The sequence below is a fragment of the Paraburkholderia sp. RL17-337-BIB-A genome (assembly GCF_046025895.1).
In the GTDB taxonomy this organism is placed as follows: domain Bacteria; phylum Pseudomonadota; class Gammaproteobacteria; order Burkholderiales; family Burkholderiaceae; genus Paraburkholderia; species Paraburkholderia fungorum_C.
In genome coordinates this window covers 871,784-892,114 of record NZ_JARESY010000001.1, presented here as the reverse complement: position 1 = coordinate 892,114, position 20,331 = coordinate 871,784, and the positions used below count along the sequence as shown (strand labels likewise).

Below are 20,331 nucleotides of genomic sequence, written 5' to 3'. Positions count from 1 at the left end.
CATCACCGTCCAAGGATCAGGCTGACATTGCTGCCGCCGAACGCAAACGAATTGCTCATCACATACTGCGAGCCTCCGCCGCGCGGCAGAAAACGCTCGCTCTCGATCAAATCCAGCACCGGCAAAGCGGGATCGGCATCGCCGTCCCACAGATGAGGCGGCAACGGCACGTCGTCGCGCGCGAGCGTCAGCCATGCGAAGGCGAGTTCGGTGGCGCCCGCCGCGCCCAACTGGTGACCGGTCAGCGGCTTGGTGCCGCTCGTCGCCACGCCGGCGGGGAACACTCGCGCCATCAGCTTCGCTTCCATCTCGTCGTTCTTGCGCGTGGCGGTGGCATGCAGATTCACATAGCCGATCGCTGCGGACGCGATGCCCGCATCGGCCAGCGCCGCGCGCAATGCAAGCTCGCCGCCCACCCCTTCCGGATCCGGCGAGGAAATATGATGGGCGTCGCTCGATTCGCCGACCCCCGCGAGTCTCACCGCCGCTTCTTCGCGGCTCATCAGGAACACGGCGGCGCCTTCGCCGACGTTGATCCCGCAACGATTGCGGCTCATTGGATTGGTGCGCACGTTGCTGGTCGATTCGAGCGATGCGAAGCCTTGCACCGTCAACTCGCACAGCGAATCGACGCCGCCCACCACCACCGCGTCGCACAGCCGCAATTGCAACAACCGGCGCGCGGACGCAAAGGCCTTCGCGCTCGAGGTACAGGCAGTCGAGATCGTGAACGCCGGACCGTGCACGCCGAGCGTGGCGGCGGCGAACGGCGCGGCGGTGCCGATCTCCATCTGCCGGTAACTGAAGTTGGAGGGCAGCTTGCCCGCTTGCGCGTGATAGACGAACGCGGCTTCGGCCGCTTCGATACCCGAGGTGCTGGTGCCGAGCACCACACCGATCCGATGCGCGCCGTAACGTTCGCGCGCCGCAACGATGGCGGGCTCGATCTGCGTCAGCGCGGCGAGCAGCAAGCGGTTATTGCGGCAGTCGTAGCGTGCCAGCTCGGCGCGCGGCGCCAGATCGAGAGGCGTGAGCACGCTGCCCACAAACGCCTCGCCAATGCCCGTATGTGCGTTCGCCATGCCCCGTGCCTGACCTGCGGCAAGCGCCGGGACGATCGCATCGAGGTCGCCGCCGAGCGCATTGATCATGCCCAGCGCGTGCAAATAAACTGATGGCGCCTTCATGCGGCCCTCCTTGATTCTGTTGGCATGCCGATCGGCGCGAGCAACACCGATACGGCAATGCCGAGCGCGAGCGTGGCGCCGAAACTCTTCAGCGCGGGCATCGCGCTCATGCCGAGCATGCCGAACGACAACAGCGTGGTGGCCGCCGAGAGCAGCACACCCGTCCACACCGCGCCGAGATCGGCGTCCGGGCGCAAACAGCCTTCGCGCAGAAACACCGCGTAGTTTGCACCGACGCCGAGCACCAGCATCAGCGCGAGCCAGTTGAAAAGATTGAGCGGCACGTACAGGTAGCCGAACACGGCGAGCGTGACGCCGACGGCGAGCAGCACGGGTAGCGTCACGGCGATGCCGCCGTGTACGCGGTCCCAAAGGGAGACTTCCTGGCGGGTATTACCCGGGAAGATTTCCTGCTGCGCATCCCTCACTGGGCCATCGTGCCGAGCGCCCGCCACGGTGACTTCCCGCCGAGCGTACCGCAGGGTCAGCAGCACGAGCACGAGTGCGAGCGCGCCCGCGAGCCACCAGCCGCTATCCACGCGATACGCACCGAACAGCTTCGACACGCTCGCCGCCTTGTCGACGAATACGACGCCGGGCACTGCCTGCGCGGTGGCGATCAACGCGGGGCCGTTCTGCGGCGTCACGCCTTGTGGAATCACGACTGCCGCATAGGCCTTGGTGGCCGAATCGACTTCACCCAGCCACAAGTGCCTGTACGGCCGCGACCACGGCGCGGCGAGCCACGTGTCGACCGTGAGCAGCGGCTGCGGTTTCGCATACGCGGCGAGCCAGGCGTCGGCGACCTCGTCTTTGAAGCCCGCCTGCAGCAGCGTGGCTCGCAATGCCGCGGGATCGTTGAATACGTGCTGTGCGAGCAATGCACGATCTTCGTTTTGCTGTTTCGCGGACGGCACGAATTGCGCTACCGACTGATAGCTGCCAATGCTGTTCGGCGTGCCGTTCAACGCGTCGAGTTTCTTGCCCAGCGCTTCCGTGCGTTGCAACACGGTCTCCGGCGTCTTCCCACGCACCACAAAAAACTGCGCGCTGTTATCGACGCCAACCGCCGCGCGCACCTTGTCTTCCTGCGCGACCAGCGACGGATCACGCTGGATCAGCAGATGGATATCGTCGTCGCTCGTCAGACGCAGCCAGCCGGGAATGGCCACGATCAGCAACAGCGCCGCGACGAACCATGCGCGCTTGCCGCCGATCATGCGATGCCATACCGTCAACACTCGCGCCGCGCCGGCGAACACGCGCTGTGGGCTGCGCTTCGGCGCGCGCGTAAGCAGCGCGGGCAACAATGACAGCACGGAGGCAAACGCCGTCACAATGCCCACGATCGCAAAGCAGGCAATCTGCTTGAGCGCGGGGAACGGCACCCACGTGAGGATCGCGTAGCCGAGCAGGCTGGTGGCAAGCGCAACCGTCAAGGCCGGACGTACCGCACGCGCGCCGCGGTATGAATCCCAATCACGCCCCGCGCCGAGATAGACCACGAAATACTGGATCGAATAATCGACCGCTTCGCCGATCAGGCTCGCGCCGAACACCAGCGTCAACAGATGCAGTTGACCGAATACCAGCATCGTCCCCGCAAGCGCGCAGACAATGCCGAGCGCCGTCGAAACGAAACCGAGCAGCAACAGACGCGGCGAGCGGAACACCCACATCATCAACAGCGCGATCCCGCATAGCGACGCGACGCCAATCAGGTGGACCTCGTGTTCCGAGGCGCTGCGTGCCGATTCCGCGTAGAACACCGCGCCGGTTCGCGCCACCGACACGTCGGGGAAGGCCTGCTTCAACGCGCTTTCGCCTTGTGCGAGCGCGGCGAGCACGGCGTGCTGCGTTTTCGATTCGTAGGCCGAGCCCGGCAGCGTGGCGATGATCAGCACGCTGGTCGCGGTGCCGCGATGCGACACCAGCATGTTGTCTTCGACTTCGAGATTCGACGTGGCGAGCGGCAAACCGCCGAGCCAGTGTTCGAGCCAGCCGAATGGATCGTCGGCGAGCGGCGTGGTCAGGCCGCCGCGCAATGGGCTGTAGATGCGCTGCGCGAGCGCGTCCCTCAATCCTCCCTGGGGACTTCCTTCGGGACGGGCGGCTTCCTGCGAGGTATCGTGCGACGTTGGGCTTGACGCATTGCTCTGCGCAAGCGCCACACGGTCAGCGGGCGCCAGCAAACCGAAACGGTACGGCATGTACAACGCAGCGATCTGCGACAGATCGAACGGCGGCAATTCCGCCGTCACCGAACCAAACGCCCCGCTCTTCTGTAATGAGGCGCCGAGTTGTTTCGCTGCCGCCTTCGCGTGCGCGTCGTCGTTGCTGGTGACGAGAAAAACCGTGCGATCACCCAGCGCGCTCGCCAACGTATCGACCGCCTTTTCGGCGACCGGATCCGCTTCAGTAGCAGGAAGCAAGGCCAGCAGATTGGTCTGCAGCGGCGACGGTCCCGCGAATCGCCAACCGCAATACAGCGCGGCGGCGAGCGCGAGCAGCAGCCACGCGGCGCGCACGCCCCATGCCTGTTTCGCGGACCGCTGTTGCAGCACCTGCATTACTGCGCTCCGAGCAAACCGCGCTCAGCCGGCGTCGGTTCGGCGACCGCCGCGCTGTTCGCGAAGTCGAGCTTCGTGATGTCGCCGTTCGCGAGCGTGATGCGCAAGCTCTGCAAATAGTCGCCGCCATTCATCTGCAGACCCTTGATCGACTGCGCGATCTGCGGCTGGTTCGGCGTAAGTTGCATGCGCCACTGCGCGGCGCTGCCTTCGGCCTGCACGTCGAATTGCGAGTAGAGCGCCGACAGATCGCCGCCGAGCATCGCGCGCATCATCTTCGAGACTTGCGCGACGCCGCGCGTGCCCTGGGCGCTATGCGTCGTCACGCGCTGGCCGTTGGCATTGACTTCAGCGACGCCCGCATCGGTGATGACGTAGGTGGCTTTGTATGGCGTGTCGATCTGCCAGATCACGCCACGATCGCGGAAGAACAGCAGCGACCCCGTGCTGACGAGCGGCTGCTTCATCGCGGCGAGCGTTTGCGTTTGTGTGAAGTGCGCGCGGACACCCCTGGCTTGAGCAAGATGCGAGGCGATCTGCGAGACCAGCGCCGGGTTGCCGGCGGCTTGCGCGGATTCTGCTGCGGACGCCGCTGTCGGCCACGTTGTCAGGCCTGAGACACCCAATGTGGTTAGCGTGCCTAATGCGAGCAACGCGCCCGCCGCCACATTGCGTACGTTCATCGTCCGCATACGCGCTCCAGCTTTTCGAATACGACCGGCGGCGACACGAACTGCAATTCCTGCGTCGCGGCATCGACCGCGACCTGGATCGTGTAGCCCTTCGTCAGCCGCGTACCGGACGCGCAATCGACAATTTCATAGCCTATTTTCAGGCGGTTTTCATGTTCGAGCAGTTCGGTACGCACTTCGAGCGCCTGGCCGTAGATGGCCGGGCGCACATACTTCAGATGGGCCTCGACGATCGGCCACAGGTAACCCGAGGCCTGCATCTCGCGGTAGTCGTAATCGAAGGCGCGTAAGAGCGCCGCGCGGCCGATCTCGAAGTACTTCAGATAATGGCCATGCCAGCACACATTCATTGCGTCGACGTCGTGAAACGGCACTTCGACCGTCGCGCTGGCTGTCAGCACCTTAGGGGAGCCGCTCATGCGTTCGAGCCTCCGCGATAGTCGCTCGGATAGTCGGTCAACAACTCACATGCGGCGATGCGCGCGGTCAGTGCGCGCAGGTCGCTTTCCAAAGCGCGGTCTTCGTCGACGAACGGCGATTGCGCCGTCACGCTGTCGATGAAGTCTTGCAGCGGCGCGGGAACCGGCGTGGCGCTGTCGATCTTCAAGCGCAGGCGTGCGGCTTGCACCGTCGCCAACGTATGCGCGGCCGCAACCTGCTCGGTCAACTCCAGCACACGCAAACAGTCGCGCGCGGCGATCGTGCCCATGCTGACCTTGTCCTGATTATGCGCCTCGGTCGAACGCGAAAAGACGCTCGCCGGCATCGTGTTCTTCAACGCTTCGGCCGTCCATGCGGACGATGAAATCTGCACGGCCTTGAAACCATGGTTGATTGCGGCACGCGCGGGCGCGGCACCCGACAGATTGCGCGGCAAGCCGTTGTTGAAATTCACGTCGACCAGCAGCGCGAGCTGCCGGTCCATCAGATCGGCGAGATTGGCGACCGCGACTTTCAGCGAATCCATCGCGAAGGCGATATGGCCACCGTAGAAGTTGCCGCCGTGCAGCACGCGCTCGTTGTCCGGATCGATCAACGGGTTGTCGTTCGCGCTGTTCAATTCGTTCTCGACATCGCGGCGCACCCACGACAACGCATCGCGCGCCACGCCGATCACATGCGGCGCACAGCGAATCGAATAGCGGTCTTGCAGACGATGCCCAGGCGTATCGTCGCGCCCGCTCAGATCGTCGCGAATCCACGCGGCGGCTTCGGCCTGGCCGGCGTGCGGTTTCACTTCGAACAGCATCGCGTCGAAGTGCGCGGCGCGGCCGTCGAGTGCAATGGTGGAGAGCGCCGTGAGACGCGCGGTGAGACGCGTCAGATGATCGGCACGTGCAAACGCGAGACAGGCGAGGCCCGTCATCACCGCGGTGCCGTTCATCAGCGCGAGGCCTTCTTTCGGCGCGAGCGTCAACGGCGTAGACCCAAGTTCGGTCCATACGTCACGCACGTTGCGCAGCGCGCCTTCGAACATCACGTCGCGTTCGCCGGCAAGCGCGGCGGCTACATACGAGAGCGGCGTCAGATCGCCGCTCGCACCGACCGAGCCTTCCGACGGAATGCGCGGCAACACGCGATGATTGATCAGATCGGCGAGGCGTTCGAGCAACACGGGGCGCACGCCGGAAAAGCCGTAGGCCAGCGAGTTGAGGCGCGCGGCGATCACCGCGAGCGTTTGCCCGTCGTCGAGATACTGGCCCATGCCGCAGCCGTGGTAGCGCGTCAGTTGCAGTGGCAGGGCTTCGACCAGTTCCATCGGCACGTCGACCACGCATGCATCGCCGTAGCCGGTGTTGACGCCGTACACGGTGGCGCCCGCGGCCAGATGCCGGCGCAGGAAATCCGCGCCGCGCTGGATGCGCGCACGCCATGCCGGATCGGCGCTCAATGCGACCGGCGCGCGATGGTGTGCGATCGCGACGACCTCTTCGATCGTCAGCCTGCGGCCGCCGATCGTCACCGCCGTTGCCGCCGTTGCGTTTGTTTTTGCATTCGCGCTGACGTTCGGCGCCTCGATCAGATCATGTTCGGCCATGTGCGCCTCGCTTGGGGCTGGCCCAGAAATCGAAGAAATTGAACCATTGATAAGGTGCCTTGCGACAATAATGTTCGAGCCGCGCCGCGTAACGCTGCGCCCATGCGGCGAGATGCTGCGCACGATCGCGGCGCGGCAACTCGATGCGTTCGGCGAACGGCTCGAAATACAGACGATAACCGTCATGCTCTTTCAGGCAGAAGAACAGATAGACGGGGCAGCCCAACGCATGCGCCAGCACGTAGGGGCCTTGCGCGAACGATGCAGTCGAGCCGAGAAATTGCGCTTCGGTCGTGCGGCCTGCTTCGTGTGCCGGCACGCGGTCGCCGACGATCACCAGCAGCTCGCCCGCATCGACACGCTCCTGCATCATCATCGCGGTCTCGGGACCGAAGTCGCTGACTTCGAGCAGATGCCGCGCGAACTGGCTATTGGCCGACGCCAGCACGCTATTGAAGCGCCGCGCGTGTTCGGTGTACACCACGGCGGTGACTTTGGCGTAGGCGCCCTGCGCGGCGAGCGCGCGGGTCATCTCCAGATTGCCGAGATGTGCGCCGATCACGAGCGCGCCTTTACCGCTTGCCACCAATGCTTCGAATGCCGAAGGATCTTCGAATTCGACGTCGGCGTTGTTGACGCGGCCGGACCAGGCTGCGAGCTTGTCGAAGCCCGATTGCGCGAACGCGAGCATGTGACGATAGGCGGATAGCCAGCCCGGACGTGGCGTATCGCTGTGCGGCGCGGCTTCGCCAAGACGCGCGAAGTAGTTGCTCGATGCCTCGCGCGCGGCGCGGCCCGTGAGCAGAAAATACGCGACGATCGGATGCAACCAGAGCGCGGTGAAACGGCGGCCGAACAGCTTGCAACTGAGCGCGAGCAAGGACATGCCCAGATGGCTGCCGCGTTCGGCGATTCGCCACCAGTCCTGCGGGGGCTGTTCGTTTTGTTTGGCTGGCGTGCGTGGTTCGGCTCGCGTGTCTGGTTCGGCTCGCGTACCTGTTTCGGCTGGCGTACCTTGTTCGAGCCGTTCGCCATCGTTAGCCGGTTCGCCATGGTTAGCCTGCTTGCCATGCGTGGCGTGCCTGGCGTGTTCGTCCGGTTCACCCGGCACGCTCGCCACCGCCGAACGACGTGGCATCACCTTGTGCGCGAGCAGCATCGGCAGACGCCACAACATCCCTATTACAAGCCGCGTGTGACTGCGGCTGATACGCACGTTGTCCCACAGCACGTCGAAATGCGAAACGCCGTCGGCTGCATACGTGACTCGCGTCGGAATCGAGCGGAACGCCGCGCGCCGCCAGTACAGGCGCACGAGAATTTCAATGTCGAAATCCATGCGCGTCGGCAGTTGCACGCTGTCGATCAACTCGCAGGCCAACGCAAGCGGATAGAGGCGGAAACCGCACATCGAATCGCGAATCGTCAGCGAGAGCGTTTCGATCCACACCCACACATGCGTCAGATAGCGGCCATAGAGGCGCGCTTTCGGCACGCTCTCGTCGTAGACCGGGCGGCCGAGGATCACCGCGGCCGGTTCGGCACGTGCCGCTTCGATAAAACGCGGCACGTCGGCCGCATCGTGCTGGCCGTCGGCGTCGATCTGCAAGGCATGCGTGTAGTTCGCAGCGCGCGCGGCGCGCAGTCCCGCCATCACAGCGGCGCCCTTGCCGCCGTTGACCGGCAACCGCAGCAGCGTGAGCTGCCCGGCGTACTGCCGCGCCAACCCGGCGAGCACCTGCTGGGTCGCTTCATCGCTGCCGTCGTCGACGACAAAGATCGGCAAGCCGTGCACCGCGAGATGGGCGACGGTCGCGCCAATCGCGTCCTTGTGGTTGTAAATCGGAATGACGATGCACGGGGCGAAGCTCATCACGCAGGCTCCCGATACACGATCACGCCCGACGCGCATTCACGGTCGCTCAAGCGGTACGCGAACTGCACGCGCCGACGCTCGGCGTCGTGGGCGAGCGTGAGATTCAGCACCGCGCCCGGCGGCACCGGCGCCATGAACTTGAGCCGGTCGATCGATGCCAACGCGCCCACGGCGGGCACGTGTTCGGTGGCCAGATGCATCGCCCAGTGCACCTGGACGACCCCCGGCAGAATCGGCAGACCGGGGAAGTGGCCGGCGAAATGCACGAGTGCCGGCGGCACGCGCAGCTCGTAGTGCAGCGTGTCGGCGCTGCGGGCTTCGGCGAGCACTTCCACACCGTCCGCGCGTGCCTCGAAGGCCGCCGCAACAGCGGCCACCGGCAGTTTGCCGCGCGCGTCGAACGGCAACGTGAGGCGAAAACGCCAATGACGCGGCAGCACGACCAGGTCGAAATACGCGGCGAGATGCCGGCGCAGGGTTTTCGCGAGCAGCACGCGGCCTTCGCCGCGCAATGCCTCGCTGCCCGCTTCGGTCAGCGCCACCACGGCGCCGACGCGCTCGCGCGAGGCGCCTGCCAGCGGCACGATCGCCGCCTGGGCGACATACGGATGCAACGCCAGCCGCGCTTCGAGCTCCGGCAGCGACACGCGCTTGCCGTCCAGCTTGAGCACGCGATCGAGACGGCCTTGCAGGCGAAAGCGGCCGTCGGCATCGACCGCGATTTTGTCGTCAGTACGATGCCAACCGTCGTGATCGAGATGCGGCGAGCGAACGTTTAACGCGCCGTCTTCGTCGCAGCGTATCTCGATGCCGGTCACGGACTGCCAGGCATCGGTCTGATCCTGACGCCGCCACGCGATGCCGCCGGTTTCCGTACTGCCGTAAATTTCGATCGGCGCGGCGCCATAGGCTGTTGCGTATTCTTGCGCGGCTTCCGCGGCGAGTGGGCCGCCTGAAGAAAAGAATGCGCGCGGCGCCGGCGTCAACGCGGCGAAGCCAGGCAACGCGGGCCAACGCGACAATTGCGCGGGTGTGGAGACGACCACCGTGGCGCCGCATTGCTCGCTCTGCGCTTGTATCTGCGCTTGCAAATGCAAAGGCTCGATGCTGATCGCGCGCTCGAACGCACGGCCCGCGGCAAGCGGCCACAACACGCGAAACAGCAAACCGTAGATGTGATGATGCGGCACGCTCGCGAGCATCGTCGCGTCGCCGACCAGCGCGCCCCACTGCTTTTCGAGCGTGTGCACTTCGGCATTGAATTGCGCGAGGGTCTTGCGGATCGGCTTGGGTGTGCCGCTGCTGCCCGACGTGTAGAGCGTCAACGGGGCTTGCGGATCGATCGTGTGGGAGGTGCCTCGCTCGGGTTTGTCCTGTTTGTCGTCAGCATCCGCGCCGGCGTCGCGCACGCCACGCGCCAGGTCGGCGTCGGTCAGCACGGCGTCGTACGCATCGGCAAGATCGGCGAGATAGCCCGGCGTCGCATTGGCCGGAATCACCGGCTCCTTGCCGCACGCGAACAATGCAAATAGCGCGCAGGCGAAATCGAACGGATCGTCGATACATAACGCGTAACGTTGCGCATCTTGCGTTCGCATCAACGCGACCAAAGCCGAGACGCGCGCGCGAAACGCAGCGCGATCGAGTACCGTCGCGCCATCCCGGCATACCGGTGCATTCATGGCGGAAGCCTCTCGGTCCGCCAACAACAGCTCATGCAACGCGATCATGCCGCCTCCGAACGCGCGGCTCGCGGCAGCACCACCAGATAACGCCAGATGACCTCGGCCACCAGCAACACGCCGATCAGCCCATACGCGATCGCGCCGTTATAGAGCGACCAGCTTGCGCGGCTCCAGTACAGCGCCGTGTAAGCAGAGAAAGCGCCGTTCAGCGCAAAGAATACGCACCACACCTGGGTCACGCGCCGCGTATGGCGCACGGCGCCCGGCGACAGATTCGGATTACCCAGCCGGGCGAATTTTTCGATCATCGACGGCCCGCGCACGAGCGTCGCGCCGAACGCGATCAGCAGACCCAGATTGACGAGCGACGGATAGAGGCGCAACAGCAACTCGCTGTTGGTGAACACGATGGCCGCCGAGGCGCAGCTCAGCAAGCCGACCACGGTCCAGTCGATCGTGGAGAGCCGGCGCAGCGAAGTCGCGACCGGACCGCTGCCGGCCCAGCGTTGCAGCCACAAAATGACAAACAACATACAGCCGACGTAGCGCGGCGTGTCCCAGCGCCAGGCACACAGAATCAACGCGGGGTACGCGAGTTTCAACAGGACCTGCACCACCGTTTTGGCCCAGTGGCGTTCTGTGCCAGGCTGCGCCTCACCGGGCTGGCTCGCCGCCGCTTTCATTCGCGAGCGCACGGATGGCATCAGCCTTGTGCCGCCAGCAGGGACTCAACCGCACCGATCACGTCGCCGACCGTGCGCACCGACTTGAATTCTTCCGGCTTGATACGGCGGCCGGTCATTTCCTGCAGTTTGATCGCGAGGTCGACGGCGTCGATGCTGTCGAGATCGAGGTCTTCGAAGAGATGCGCGTCGGGCGTCACACGTTCGGGCTCGATCGCGAAGTTCTCTTTGAAGATGGCGCGGATGCGTTCAAGAATCTCTGCCTCGGACACGATTAATCCCCCTTTTTTGTGGTTTCGTTCACAGCATGCACCGCTTCGCGTTGACTCGCTACCAGCGCGGCCAGCGTGCTGATCGAGCGGAAGTGATCGCGGGTGCGTTCGTCGTTCGCGGCAATCGTCAGCTGATATTGCTTGCGCAGCACGATGCCGATCTCGAGCGCGTCGATCGAGTCGAGACCGATGCCGTCGGTATCGAACAACGGCGCGTCGTCGTCAATATCGGCCGGGCTCAGGTCTTCCAGATCGAGGGCTTCGATAAGGAGCTGCTTAATTTCCAGTTTTAAAGAATCCATAGTCGAACAGGTGCTGAGTAATGTGGGCTTCGATGGCGCTGGTCACGCTGCGCGCCGCGAGAGACGGTGAAGGATCGTGGTCCGGGAGCCGCTCGACGCCAAACGGCGCGAGCACGTTCACACGTATGCGAAAAGCGCGCGCCGGCACGTCGTACCAGCGCATCTGCTTGGTGAACGCCGGCGGATCGCAATCCATCAGCACCGGCACGATCGGCGCGCCGACCTTCAACGCCATGTGCGCGAAACCGCGTGAAAATGCGTGCAGCCGGTTCGGCGCTGGGCTGCGCGTGCCTTCGGGAAAAATAATCATCGTGTAGCCCGCTGCGAGTTGCCGCGCGCCGGCCTCGACCAGCTCCGAGGGATCGGCATTGCTCACATATTCCGCCGAACGCACGATTCCCCAGAAACAGGGATTACCCCAGTGCGCGTTTTTCACCACGCAACAGGCACGCGGCGTAAGCGACAACAGCACCATCACGTCCAGGTACGTCGGGTGATTGGCGACCACGATGGCCGGCCCGCCGGCGCGCAATGCCTCTGCGCCCGACACCTCGAGCTCCATCACGCCGATGCGCTGCAACACCGCGACCAGGGCACGGAAAAACCAGTGGATCACGGTCGTCACCGCAAGCTGACGCGAGGCACGATGCGGCCACAGCCACGCGAGCGGGAACACCAATACCGAAAACAGCAGACCGCAGACGCCGAACACCACGAAGGCCATGCCCGTCGCGAAGAATCGCCAAAGGTAATCAAGGCGCGCGTTCATGCCACCTCCAATGCCAGGCGGCGCCGGCGCCTCGCCAGACGGCGGGCTTGCCCGTTTCCAGACAATGCAGCAGCGCCTGGGTCTGGGTCGCGAAGCTTGCGGCCGGGAGCGCTGCGCCTGGCTCGATTGCGAGGGTTGGCTTGCCTGCTTGGCTGGCCTTGCCTGTGTGGTTTGCTTCACCTGTGTGGCTTGCCTTACCTGTGTGGTTTGCTTCACCTGCGTGGCTTGCCTCGCCTGCCTCACCTGCGTGACCTGCTCCACCTGCGTGGCCTGCCTGCTCAGCGGTCTTCGCTGACTCCGGTTCACCTGCGCCCGACAACGTGCAGACGAGTTGCCCCATCGCTGCTTCGCCGCCCAGCAGGATAGCGATCGCGCCGCCCTGCACTTCGTCTTCAATCGTGCCGTATGCCGGATCGGCTGGTTCGTCGGCGTACACCAGCAAGACCGGCGAGCCGGGCTGGGCGGTGTATTGCGCGTACGCCTCCAGCAACGCGTAGCCGAGCGTCTCGGCACCGGCCGAGATCGCGCTGGCGGCGGAACGATCGCCGCGCGCGATGCCGAATACGCCAGTCATTGCGTTCAACACGGACAGACTGAAGGCCGTTGGCGAGACTGGCTCGCCCGCGCTGATGGCGTGGAGGATCTCAGTTGTACGGCGCAATTCGCCGTGACGCGAGGCGAACACAACCCGGATGTCGTCTTGCGCCACACAGTCATGCGCGACCTTCAGGGCAACGCGGGACAAAGTGCTCAGGCGACGACGCACGATCGGCTCGATAAAGCCGATGTCGGGTGCGGCAGTTGCGGCAGCAGGCCAGCTAGACCAGCGAGCGACCGGAATGGTCCAGTGCAGATCGGGCATATCGGTGTTCGCGCGTAGAAGCGAGGAGAGGCTGAGGGCGCCTGACGGAATACCTGGCCGTCACAGCGTGCGCACCGCGCGGAACGGCAATCTCCAGCCGGGGGTCAATCCAATCTTCTTATATAGGGTTCAGCAATTTAACGGCACTTGGCCCCGGTTATTTAGGCGCCTTTGCCAATTGTCTGCAGGATTGTCTCGGGCTCCCTATGGTCGCCGGAATCATACTGAATATTCTGGATTAAATCAGCCACAAAAGACGTATCTATCTGTATCCGTATCGCAGGTGCGACGAATCACTGGACAACGCCGCAATGCAGGCCCGGTAGCACCTGGTGCATCCGGAATGGGGCTGGAAGGCCACTCGCACTGCGCTCTGCCGGCCAACCGAGCGGTGTTGTATCCACAAGTCGATGCAAATGCTTTCATTTAACTTTCTGAATAGTGTTTCGTTTCGGAACATTTGAAGGCTTCGGTGCCTTTCCGATGAGTGATGCGCTGCGTTATACGCCCATGTGGCGTTCAAATCCCATGGCACGACTGACGAGCGCTTAGCGCAATGCCATTTGCGCAGGGAGCAGCGACACCATGGCGGGAATTGGCGCGTAACGCGCGGCCACGCCTGCTATACTCCGTCCCTCATTGGGGAGTAGCCGCCCCGCGGCATGTCCGCACCGCTGTCATACGGTGCGTCGAACGTGTGGCTCGCGGGGGCGCCTGTCAACAAACTTGGCCTTTATGGCCATGGCAGCCGCAGCCTCTGGCCTGGCGAGACCGATGATCCACACACGCCGCAACAGGGCCCGGCGGTGTCGTGGGTCGTCGCTCGTGCACATCTCGGCCCGAGGAACTAAAACACCGTGAATCAAGCTTTTCTCATTTCGACCGGAGCGGTCACGCTCGCCGAGATCGGCGACAAGACGCAACTGCTCTCGCTCGTCCTCGCCGCCCGCTATCGCAAGCCGATACCGATCATTCTCGGCGTACTGACCGCTACGCTCGTCAATCACGCCTGCGCCGGCGCACTCGGCGCCTGGCTCGGCTCGCTGCTCACGCCGACCATCATGCGCTGGGCATTGGCCGCGTCGTTCATTGCGATGGGCCTGTGGATTCTCGTGCCGGACAAACTCGACGATGAAGAGGCCAACACCAACCGCACGCATTTCGGCGTGTTCGGCGCGACCGTGGTGACGTTCTTCCTCGCGGAAATGGGCGACAAGACACAGATTGCGACCGTCGCCCTCGCCGCGCGCTTTCACGATTTCTTCGGCGTGGTGGCCGGCACGACGCTCGGCATGATGATCGCCAACGTACCGGCGATCCTGCTTGGCGACCGCTTCGCCCACAAGCTTCCGACCAGAACCGTGCACGCCATCGCCGCGGTGATGTTCGTGATTCTGGGGACGATGGCGCTGTTCGGCGTGGGAATTTAAGCAAGCCCACTCATGCAGCGCTCTGCGCGCGCGTTGCTCGCGAAGCAAAACGGCCCACCAGGAATGACCTGCCGGGCCGTTTTTTGTTGCGCCGCAACGTCTGCTGTTCGATGCAACGGTTTACCGCTTACTGCACGACCTCCGCGCTGGACGCTGCCGCCGGCGCCACTGCGGGTGCGGCACCCATCGTAGCCACTTCATTCGAGGTTCCGCCGTTCGTATCCACGGGAATCTTCACGGTATGGACCACGCCGTTGCCGAGCGGGAAATCGGCCAGCGCGCTGCGTGCCAGATACGGCATGGCCCTCACCAGCGACGGCTCGCCGCCCGCGTTGCGCGCCGTCACGTTATAGACCTCCTTGCCGCTGGCACGCTCGGTGATCCGCACGCCGAGCAGGTGCGTGAAAATCGGGTAGCTCTGATTCACGTACGCGGTCGGGAACGGGCCCCATGGGCCCCACGGATCGAACGGCCGACCCCAGTACGGTGCCGGCCAGGGGTTGTAATACACCGGCTGCGCGACCGTTACCATGTCCGAGCGAATCCCGTACGCCAGCCCGACCAGATAGCGGGCCTGTGAAGCGTCGACCTGACGGAACGCGTGCGTGGCGAGTTCGTTGCCGACGAAGCGTTCGTACGTGGTGAGTTCGAGATTGTTCTGCTGATCCGCTGCACGCGTGAAGGCGTAGGTACGGGAAGCGTCATTGCCGCTCCAGTCGGAAAACGCCGTAACCTCGGTGGTCACGTAGGTCGTGCAGCCGGACAGCAGCACCGTCAGCGTGGCCAGCAACAGCGTGGCGCGGCGGGTCCATCGATCGATTTTCATGATCTACCTCGTGTTGCCTGTTATTGCCGGTCTTGACCGGGTTCGTTTGCGCGCAGCCGTCGCCGCGCGGGCGCCCGATAATACGCTGACCTGGCGATTCGGTAAAAAGTTCGACCCGCACGATCCGCCGAGCCTTTGTACAATGGCTCGACAAGCCCGGCTCGCGCGCCATGAGCACGCGTGACGGCTCGAGTCCCATCACTACAGAACGCCATGGCCGATACCGCAACGCCCAATGTGATCCGCCGCGCCGATTACGCGCCGCCCGCCTTCCTGATCGACACCGTCGCCCTGGAGTTCGATCTGGTCCCCGAACGCACCGTCGTCAGGAATACGATGCGTGTGCGCCGCAACCCGGACGCGTCCCGCGCCGCCAATCTCGAACTGATGGGCGAACAACTCGAGTTCGCCGGCGCCGCGATCGACGGCGCCCCGTTCGCCAACGCGCATGCGCACGAGCACGGTCTCACGCTCGACAACGTGCCCGACAATTTCGAACTCACGCTCACCAGTATCTGCAATCCGGCGGAAAACACCACGCTGTCGGGCTTGTACGTCTCGGGCGGCAACTTCTTCACGCAGTGCGAGGCCGAGGGCTTTCGCCGCATCACCTATTTTCTCGACCGCCCGGACGTGATGGCGACCTTCACGGTCACACTGCGCGCGAACAAGGCTGATTATCCGGTGTTGCTGTCGAACGGCAATCTGCTCGAAGAAGGCGATTTGCCGGACGGCCGCCATTTCGCGCGCTGGGAAGATCCGTTCAGGAAGCCGAGCTATCTGTTCGCGCTGGTCGCGGGCAAGCTCGTGGCACTCGAAGAACGCGTGAAGAGCGGCTCGGGCAAGGAAAAACTGCTGCAGGTGTGGGTCGAGCCGCACGATCTGGACAAGACCCGTCACGCAATGGATTCGCTGGTCAACTCGATCCGCTGGGACGAGGCGCGCTTCGGGCTGGAACTGGATCTGGACCGCTTCATGATCGTCGCGGTGAGCGACTTCAACATGGGCGCGATGGAGAACAAGGGGCTCAACATCTTCAACACGAAGTACGTGCTGGCGAACCCCGAAACGGCAACCGACACCGACTTCGCGAACATCGAGGCGGTGGTCGGCCACGAGTACTTCCACAACTGGACCGGCAACCGCGTGACCTGCCGCGACTGGTTCCAGCTGAGCCTGAAAGAAGGCCTGACGGTATTCCGCGATCAGGAGTTCTCCGCCGACATGGCGGGCGGTGCGACAGACGAAGCCGCGCGCGCCACCAAGCGCATCGAAGACGTGCGCGTGCTGCGCCAGATGCAGTTCGCCGAAGACGCTGGTCCGATGGCGCACCCGGTGCGTCCGGAAAGCTACGTCGAGATCAACAACTTCTACACGATGACGGTCTATGAGAAGGGCTCCGAAGTCGTGCGGATGTATCAGACGCTGTTCGGCCGCGACGGCTTTCGCAAGGGCATGGACCTGTACTTCAAGCGCCATGACGGGCAGGCCGTGACCTGCGACGATTTCCGTCACGCGCTCGCGGATGCGAACGGCCGCGATCTCGCGCAATTCGAGCGCTGGTATAGCCAGGCCGGCACGCCGCGCGTCTCGGTACGCACCAGGTACGACGCCGCGCAGCAACGCTACAGCATGACGCTCACGCAAGGTTATGGCGAGGCCGCGCCGGCCGCGCGCGAAACGCAAAAGGGGCCGCTGCTGATTCCGTTCGCAATCGGTTTGATCGGCAAGGACGGTGCGGATTTGCCGCTGCAACTGGAGGGCGAAGCGCAGACCGGCAAGGCGACCACGCGCGTGCTCGAATTCACGCAGACCGAACAGACCTTCACGTTCGTCAACGTCGCGCAGGAACCGCTGCCCTCGCTGCTGCGCAATTTCTCGGCGCCGGTGATCGTCGAATACGACTATTCGGCCAATCAACTGGCGTTCCTGCTCGCGCACGACAGCGACCCGTTCAACCGCTGGGAAGCCGGCCAACGGCTCGCCACGCGCGAGCTGCTGACGCTTGCCGGGCGCGCCGCCACCGGCGTGCCGCTGCAACTCGACGACTCGGTGGTCGCCGCGTTCGCCCGCGTGCTGACCGACGAATCGCTCTCGCCCTCGTTCCGCGAACTGGCGCTGATGCTGCCGTCGGAAGCGTATCTGGCCGAACAAATGGCCGAATCGAATCCGGCGGCCGTCCATGCCGCACGGCAGTTCGTACGCAAGCGCCTCGCGACTGCGCTCAGGAAGGACTGGCTCGCCGTGTACGAAAAGCACCGCACGCCGGGTGCTTACGAAGCGACACCGGAGGCCTCCGGCCATCGTGCGCTGAAGAATCTCGCGTTGTCGTATCTCGCGGAGCTGGACGATCCGGCTGAAGCCGTGCGCCTCGCGTCAGCGCAGTATGACGCCGCCAACAACATGACCGACCGCTCGGCGGCACTCTCGGCCTTGCTCAACGCAGCGGCGGCGAATGGCGGCAGCGTTCAGGCGCAGCAGGCGCTGGACGATTTTTACCGGCGCTTCGAAAAAGAGCCGCTCGTCATCGACAAGTGGTTTGCCTTGCAAGCCACGCAACGCGGCAGCGCGCAGCGTCCGGTGATCGAGATCGTGCGCAAGCTGATGGCGCACCCGGCGTTCAACCTGAAAAACCCGAACCGCGCGCGCTCGCTGATTTTCAGCTTCTGTGCGGCGAATCCCTCGCAGTTCCACGCCGAAGACGGCTCGGGTTACGCCTTCTGGGCCGACCAGGTGATCGCGCTCGACGCCATCAATCCGCAAGTGGCCGCCCGCCTCGCCCGCTCGCTAGAACTATGGCGCCGGTTTACGCCGACGCTGCGTGACGGCATGCGCGCGGCGCTGGAAAAAGTGGCCTCGCAGGTGAAATCGCGTGACGTGCGCGAGATCGTGGAGAAGGCGTTGGCGTGACGCTCATCTGAAGCGCTTCCCGCATCGAAAAGCCGGCACGCGTTGCCGGCTTTTTTTCGTCCTGAAGGTCGCCGTGAGGCAGCGTGCGGACCCCAACATTAGCCATCTGGACGACTGTTCGTACCGGCTCGGCTGGGTGAAAGTAAACGCGTTCATTTAACGGTTTACGTTTAACGCACTGCGTTATATCATCCCATGATCACGACATTCGGCGACAAAGCTACGGCGGCAATCTTTCAGGGCAAATTCGTGCATTCACTGCCGCTTTACATGCAGGCGCTCGCACGCCGCAAGCTGCTGCTGATCGACGCCGCTGAGTCCATCCGCAGCCTGCACGCGCCGCCGGGCAACCGGCTTGAAGCCTTGCAAGGGCAGCGCAGCGGGCAGTGGAGCATTCGTATCAACGCGCAGTGGCGCATCTGTTTTCATTTTGTCGACGGGGAGGCGCTGAATGTCGAAATTGTCGACTATCACTGATTATTGGGAGACCGCCATGGTCATCAAACGCTCCGATCTGGACAGCATCGATTTCTCCGACATCGGCACCGGCGAAAGCATCCCGGAGATCCACCCGGGGGAGATTCTGCGCAGCGAGTTCCTCGAACCGCTCGGCATGTCCGTCAATGCGCTGGCGCTTGCGCTGCGCGTACCGGCGCCGCGCATCAACGACATCGTGCGCGGCAAACGCGCCATCTCGGCTGACACCGCGTTGCGGCTCGAGCGTTACTTCGGTGCGAGCGCACAGTTCTGGCTGAACCTGCAGATCGGCTACGACCTGCGCGTCGCCACTGCGGCAGCCGGCGCGCAGATCGAACGCGAGATCGAGCCAATGCCTAAGGCAGACCGGCCGAAAATGCCGAAAGTCTCGCCCGAACACGCCCGCGCCGCAGCGCTTGCCACCAGCCTCACCGGCAACGTCACGGCCATCAAGGCGCGCCGCAAAGCCTGAATTGCGCCACCTGATACGGCGCCGCGCAGCACGGCCGCACACCCTTCCGTCTCAAAAGCACGGAACCGACACGGCGAGCGGTTAAAATCGAGATATTCCTCTAGCCCCCGGAGTACAGCAATGGCTTTGCAACGTCGTACCACTCTCACGAAGTACCTGATCGAGCAGCAGCGCGAGACCAACAACCTGCCGGCCGATTTGCGCCTTTTGATCGAAGTCGTCGCGCGCGCGTGCAAGGCGATCAGCTACCACGTCAGCAAGGGCGCGCTGGGCGATGCGCTCGGCACGGCGGGCAGCGAGAATGTCCAGGGTGAGGTGCAGAAGAAGCTCGACATCCTGTCGAACGAAATCCTGCTCGAAGCGAACGAATGGGGCGGCAACCTGGCGGGCATGGCCTCCGAGGAAATGGAGCAGTTCTTCCCGATCCCGGCCAACTACCCGAAGGGCGAATACCTGCTGGTGTTCGATCCGCTCGACGGCTCGTCGAACATCGACGTGAACGTGTCGATCGGCACGATTTTCTCCGTGCTGCGCTGCCCGGATGGCCAGCAGCCCACCGAACAGTCGTTCCTGCAACCGGGCACGCAGCAGGTCGCGGCAGGTTATGCGGTATACGGCCCGCAAACCGTGCTGGTGCTGACCACCGGTAACGGCGTGAACTGCTTCACCCTCGACCGCGAACTGGGGTCGTGGGTGCTCACGCAAAGCGATATGCGGATCCCCGTCGAAACGCGGGAATACGCGATCAACGCTTCGAACGAGCGTCATTGGTATCCGCCGGTCGAGAAATACATCGGCGAATTGAAGGCCGGCAAGGACGGCTCGCGCCAGAGCGACTTCAACATGCGCTGGATCGCGTCGATGGTAGCCGACGTGCACCGTATCCTGAACCGCGGCGGCATCTTCATGTATCCGGCGGACAAACGCACGCCGGATAAGCCGGGCAAGCTGCGTCTGATGTACGAGGCGAACCCGATGGCCTTTATCGTCGAACAGGCAGGCGGCGCCGCGACCAACGGCGAGAAGCGGATTCTGGACATCCAGCCGAAAAGCCTGCACGAGCGTGTAGCGGTGTTCCTCGGCTCGAAGAACGAAGTGGACCGCGTCACCCGCTACCATCTCGAAACAAAAAATTGACCCTCGGGGCTTGCCAAGTTCCTAAAGAAGTCCCTATAATCTCGTTTCTCCTGATGCCGGAATAGCTCAGACGGTAGAGCAGCGCATTCGTAATGCGAAGGTCGGGGGTTCGATTCCTCTTTCCGGCACCACAAGATTCAAGC

The 20,331-nt window shown here is 63.9% G+C and carries 19 protein-coding genes, 1 tRNA gene and 1 riboswitch; of the genes, 7 read left to right on the top strand and 13 right to left on the bottom strand.

Annotation, left to right across the window (positions count from 1 at the left end):
- Positions 1 to 2 precede the first annotated feature (2 nt).
- Genes P0D84_RS04230 through P0D84_RS04175 form a run of 12 tightly spaced genes read right to left on the bottom strand, consistent with a single transcriptional unit; the run spans position 3 to position 12,936 of the window.
- The gene (locus P0D84_RS04230; protein WP_408332711.1) at positions 3 to 1,187 is read right to left on the bottom strand and encodes a beta-ketoacyl-[acyl-carrier-protein] synthase family protein; all 1,185 of its coding nucleotides are present in this window, start codon (positions 1,185 to 1,187) and stop codon (positions 3 to 5) included.
- A complete protein-coding gene (locus P0D84_RS04225; RefSeq protein ID WP_408332709.1) occupies positions 1,184 to 3,757 on the bottom strand; it encodes an MMPL family transporter in 2,574 nt (857 codons plus the stop codon). The genes P0D84_RS04230 and P0D84_RS04225 overlap by 4 nt, the downstream gene beginning before the upstream one ends.
- The gene (locus tag P0D84_RS04220) at positions 3,757 to 4,449 is read right to left on the bottom strand and encodes a LolA family protein (RefSeq protein WP_408332707.1); all 693 of its coding nucleotides are present in this window, start codon (positions 4,447 to 4,449) and stop codon (positions 3,757 to 3,759) included. The genes P0D84_RS04225 and P0D84_RS04220 overlap by 1 nt, the downstream gene beginning before the upstream one ends.
- The gene (locus P0D84_RS04215) at positions 4,437 to 4,868 is read right to left on the bottom strand and encodes an acyl-CoA thioesterase (RefSeq protein ID WP_408332705.1); all 432 of its coding nucleotides are present in this window, start codon (positions 4,866 to 4,868) and stop codon (positions 4,437 to 4,439) included. Before P0D84_RS04215 ends, P0D84_RS04220 begins: the two co-directional genes overlap by 13 nt.
- Positions 4,865 to 6,487: an HAL/PAL/TAL family ammonia-lyase gene (locus P0D84_RS04210; RefSeq protein WP_408332703.1), complete on the bottom strand. Its 1,623-nt coding sequence runs from the start codon at positions 6,485 to 6,487 to the stop codon at positions 4,865 to 4,867. The genes P0D84_RS04215 and P0D84_RS04210 overlap by 4 nt, the downstream gene beginning before the upstream one ends.
- Positions 6,474 to 8,360: a glycosyltransferase family 2 protein gene (locus tag P0D84_RS04205; protein ID WP_408332701.1), complete on the bottom strand. Its 1,887-nt coding sequence runs from the start codon at positions 8,358 to 8,360 to the stop codon at positions 6,474 to 6,476. The genes P0D84_RS04210 and P0D84_RS04205 overlap by 14 nt, the downstream gene beginning before the upstream one ends.
- Positions 8,360 to 10,093: an ApeI family dehydratase gene (locus tag P0D84_RS04200; RefSeq protein ID WP_408332699.1), complete on the bottom strand. Its 1,734-nt coding sequence runs from the start codon at positions 10,091 to 10,093 to the stop codon at positions 8,360 to 8,362. Before P0D84_RS04200 ends, P0D84_RS04205 begins: the two co-directional genes overlap by 1 nt.
- Complete coding sequence (locus P0D84_RS04195) at positions 10,090 to 10,752, bottom strand: COG4648 family protein (RefSeq protein ID WP_408332697.1); 663 nt, start codon at positions 10,750 to 10,752, stop codon at positions 10,090 to 10,092. The genes P0D84_RS04200 and P0D84_RS04195 overlap by 4 nt, the downstream gene beginning before the upstream one ends.
- Positions 10,752 to 11,003: an acyl carrier protein gene (locus P0D84_RS04190; RefSeq protein ID WP_020069032.1), complete on the bottom strand. Its 252-nt coding sequence runs from the start codon at positions 11,001 to 11,003 to the stop codon at positions 10,752 to 10,754. Before P0D84_RS04190 ends, P0D84_RS04195 begins: the two co-directional genes overlap by 1 nt.
- Positions 11,004 to 11,005: 2 nt before the next feature.
- Positions 11,006 to 11,305: a phosphopantetheine-binding protein gene (locus P0D84_RS04185; protein ID WP_408332695.1), complete on the bottom strand. Its 300-nt coding sequence runs from the start codon at positions 11,303 to 11,305 to the stop codon at positions 11,006 to 11,008.
- Positions 11,280 to 12,074, bottom strand: a complete 795-nt coding sequence (locus P0D84_RS04180; RefSeq protein ID WP_408332693.1) for a lysophospholipid acyltransferase family protein — start codon at positions 12,072 to 12,074, stop codon at positions 11,280 to 11,282. Before P0D84_RS04180 ends, P0D84_RS04185 begins: the two co-directional genes overlap by 26 nt.
- Positions 12,058 to 12,936 carry a beta-ketoacyl synthase chain length factor gene (locus P0D84_RS04175; RefSeq protein WP_408332691.1) on the bottom strand — a complete coding sequence of 293 codons (879 nt, stop codon included), beginning with the start codon at positions 12,934 to 12,936 and terminating at the stop codon, positions 12,058 to 12,060. Before P0D84_RS04175 ends, P0D84_RS04180 begins: the two co-directional genes overlap by 17 nt.
- 629 nt (positions 12,937 to 13,565) lie before the next feature.
- Positions 13,566 to 13,744, top strand: a riboswitch (yybP-ykoY riboswitch).
- A 49-nt stretch (positions 13,745 to 13,793) separates the two neighbouring features.
- Here P0D84_RS04175 and P0D84_RS04170 point away from each other — a divergent pair.
- Complete coding sequence (locus tag P0D84_RS04170) at positions 13,794 to 14,366, top strand: TMEM165/GDT1 family protein (protein ID WP_408332689.1); 573 nt, start codon at positions 13,794 to 13,796, stop codon at positions 14,364 to 14,366.
- A 127-nt stretch (positions 14,367 to 14,493) separates the two neighbouring features.
- Here P0D84_RS04170 and P0D84_RS04165 read toward each other — a convergent pair whose 3' ends face one another.
- A complete protein-coding gene (locus P0D84_RS04165; protein ID WP_408332687.1) occupies positions 14,494 to 15,192 on the bottom strand; it encodes a DUF4136 domain-containing protein in 699 nt (232 codons plus the stop codon).
- On the opposite strand from P0D84_RS04165, the gene P0D84_RS04160 reads away from it, so the two are divergent.
- From P0D84_RS04160 to P0D84_RS04135, 6 genes are all read left to right on the top strand, one after another.
- Positions 15,191 to 15,376 carry a hypothetical protein gene (locus tag P0D84_RS04160; RefSeq protein ID WP_408332685.1) on the top strand — a complete coding sequence of 62 codons (186 nt, stop codon included), beginning with the start codon at positions 15,191 to 15,193 and terminating at the stop codon, positions 15,374 to 15,376. The two genes, P0D84_RS04165 and P0D84_RS04160, sit on opposite strands and share 2 nt — an antisense overlap.
- Positions 15,377 to 15,405: 29 nt before the next feature.
- Complete coding sequence (gene pepN / locus P0D84_RS04155) at positions 15,406 to 18,102, top strand: aminopeptidase N (RefSeq protein WP_408332683.1); 2,697 nt, start codon at positions 15,406 to 15,408, stop codon at positions 18,100 to 18,102.
- Positions 18,103 to 18,297: 195 nt separating this feature from the next.
- A complete protein-coding gene (locus tag P0D84_RS04150; protein ID WP_408332681.1) occupies positions 18,298 to 18,579 on the top strand; it encodes a type II toxin-antitoxin system RelE/ParE family toxin in 282 nt (93 codons plus the stop codon).
- 16 nt (positions 18,580 to 18,595) lie between these two features.
- Positions 18,596 to 19,051: a HigA family addiction module antitoxin gene (locus P0D84_RS04145; RefSeq protein ID WP_408332679.1), complete on the top strand. Its 456-nt coding sequence runs from the start codon at positions 18,596 to 18,598 to the stop codon at positions 19,049 to 19,051.
- Between the two features lie 120 nt (positions 19,052 to 19,171).
- The gene (locus tag P0D84_RS04140) at positions 19,172 to 20,188 is read left to right on the top strand and encodes a class 1 fructose-bisphosphatase (RefSeq protein ID WP_408332677.1); all 1,017 of its coding nucleotides are present in this window, start codon (positions 19,172 to 19,174) and stop codon (positions 20,186 to 20,188) included.
- 55 nt (positions 20,189 to 20,243) lie between these two features.
- Positions 20,244 to 20,319 (top strand) — tRNA-Thr (locus tag P0D84_RS04135).
- Positions 20,320 to 20,331: the final 12 nt, after the last annotated feature.

Excerpts from the sequence above, each read along its gene's own strand:
- P0D84_RS04230 (WP_408332711.1), bottom strand. The coding sequence starts at position 1,187 with ATGAAGGCGCCATCAGTTTATTTGCACGCGCTGGGCATGATCAATGCG.
- P0D84_RS04175 (WP_408332691.1), bottom strand. The coding sequence starts at position 12,936 with ATGCCCGATCTGCACTGGACCATTCCGGTCGCTCGCTGGTCTAGCTGG.
- P0D84_RS04200 (WP_408332699.1), bottom strand. The coding sequence starts at position 10,093 with ATGATCGCGTTGCATGAGCTGTTGTTGGCGGACCGAGAGGCTTCCGCC.
- P0D84_RS04165 (WP_408332687.1), bottom strand. The coding sequence starts at position 15,192 with ATGAAAATCGATCGATGGACCCGCCGCGCCACGCTGTTGCTGGCCACG.
- P0D84_RS04205 (WP_408332701.1), bottom strand. The coding sequence starts at position 8,360 with ATGAGCTTCGCCCCGTGCATCGTCATTCCGATTTACAACCACAAGGAC.
- P0D84_RS04195 (WP_408332697.1), bottom strand. The coding sequence starts at position 10,752 with ATGCCATCCGTGCGCTCGCGAATGAAAGCGGCGGCGAGCCAGCCCGGT.
- P0D84_RS04180 (WP_408332693.1), bottom strand. The coding sequence starts at position 12,074 with ATGAACGCGCGCCTTGATTACCTTTGGCGATTCTTCGCGACGGGCATG.
- P0D84_RS04140 (WP_408332677.1), top strand. The coding sequence starts at position 19,172 with ATGGCTTTGCAACGTCGTACCACTCTCACGAAGTACCTGATCGAGCAG.
- P0D84_RS04225 (WP_408332709.1), bottom strand. The coding sequence starts at position 3,757 with ATGCAGGTGCTGCAACAGCGGTCCGCGAAACAGGCATGGGGCGTGCGC.
- P0D84_RS04220 (WP_408332707.1), bottom strand. The coding sequence starts at position 4,449 with ATGCGGACGATGAACGTACGCAATGTGGCGGCGGGCGCGTTGCTCGCA.
- P0D84_RS04150 (WP_408332681.1), top strand. The coding sequence starts at position 18,298 with ATGATCACGACATTCGGCGACAAAGCTACGGCGGCAATCTTTCAGGGC.
- P0D84_RS04145 (WP_408332679.1), top strand. The coding sequence starts at position 18,596 with ATGGTCATCAAACGCTCCGATCTGGACAGCATCGATTTCTCCGACATC.
- pepN (WP_408332683.1), top strand. The coding sequence starts at position 15,406 with ATGGCCGATACCGCAACGCCCAATGTGATCCGCCGCGCCGATTACGCG.
- P0D84_RS04215 (WP_408332705.1), bottom strand. The coding sequence starts at position 4,868 with ATGAGCGGCTCCCCTAAGGTGCTGACAGCCAGCGCGACGGTCGAAGTG.
- P0D84_RS04160 (WP_408332685.1), top strand. The coding sequence starts at position 15,191 with ATGATCTACCTCGTGTTGCCTGTTATTGCCGGTCTTGACCGGGTTCGT.
- P0D84_RS04210 (WP_408332703.1), bottom strand. The coding sequence starts at position 6,487 with ATGGCCGAACATGATCTGATCGAGGCGCCGAACGTCAGCGCGAATGCA.
- P0D84_RS04185 (WP_408332695.1), bottom strand. The coding sequence starts at position 11,305 with ATGGATTCTTTAAAACTGGAAATTAAGCAGCTCCTTATCGAAGCCCTC.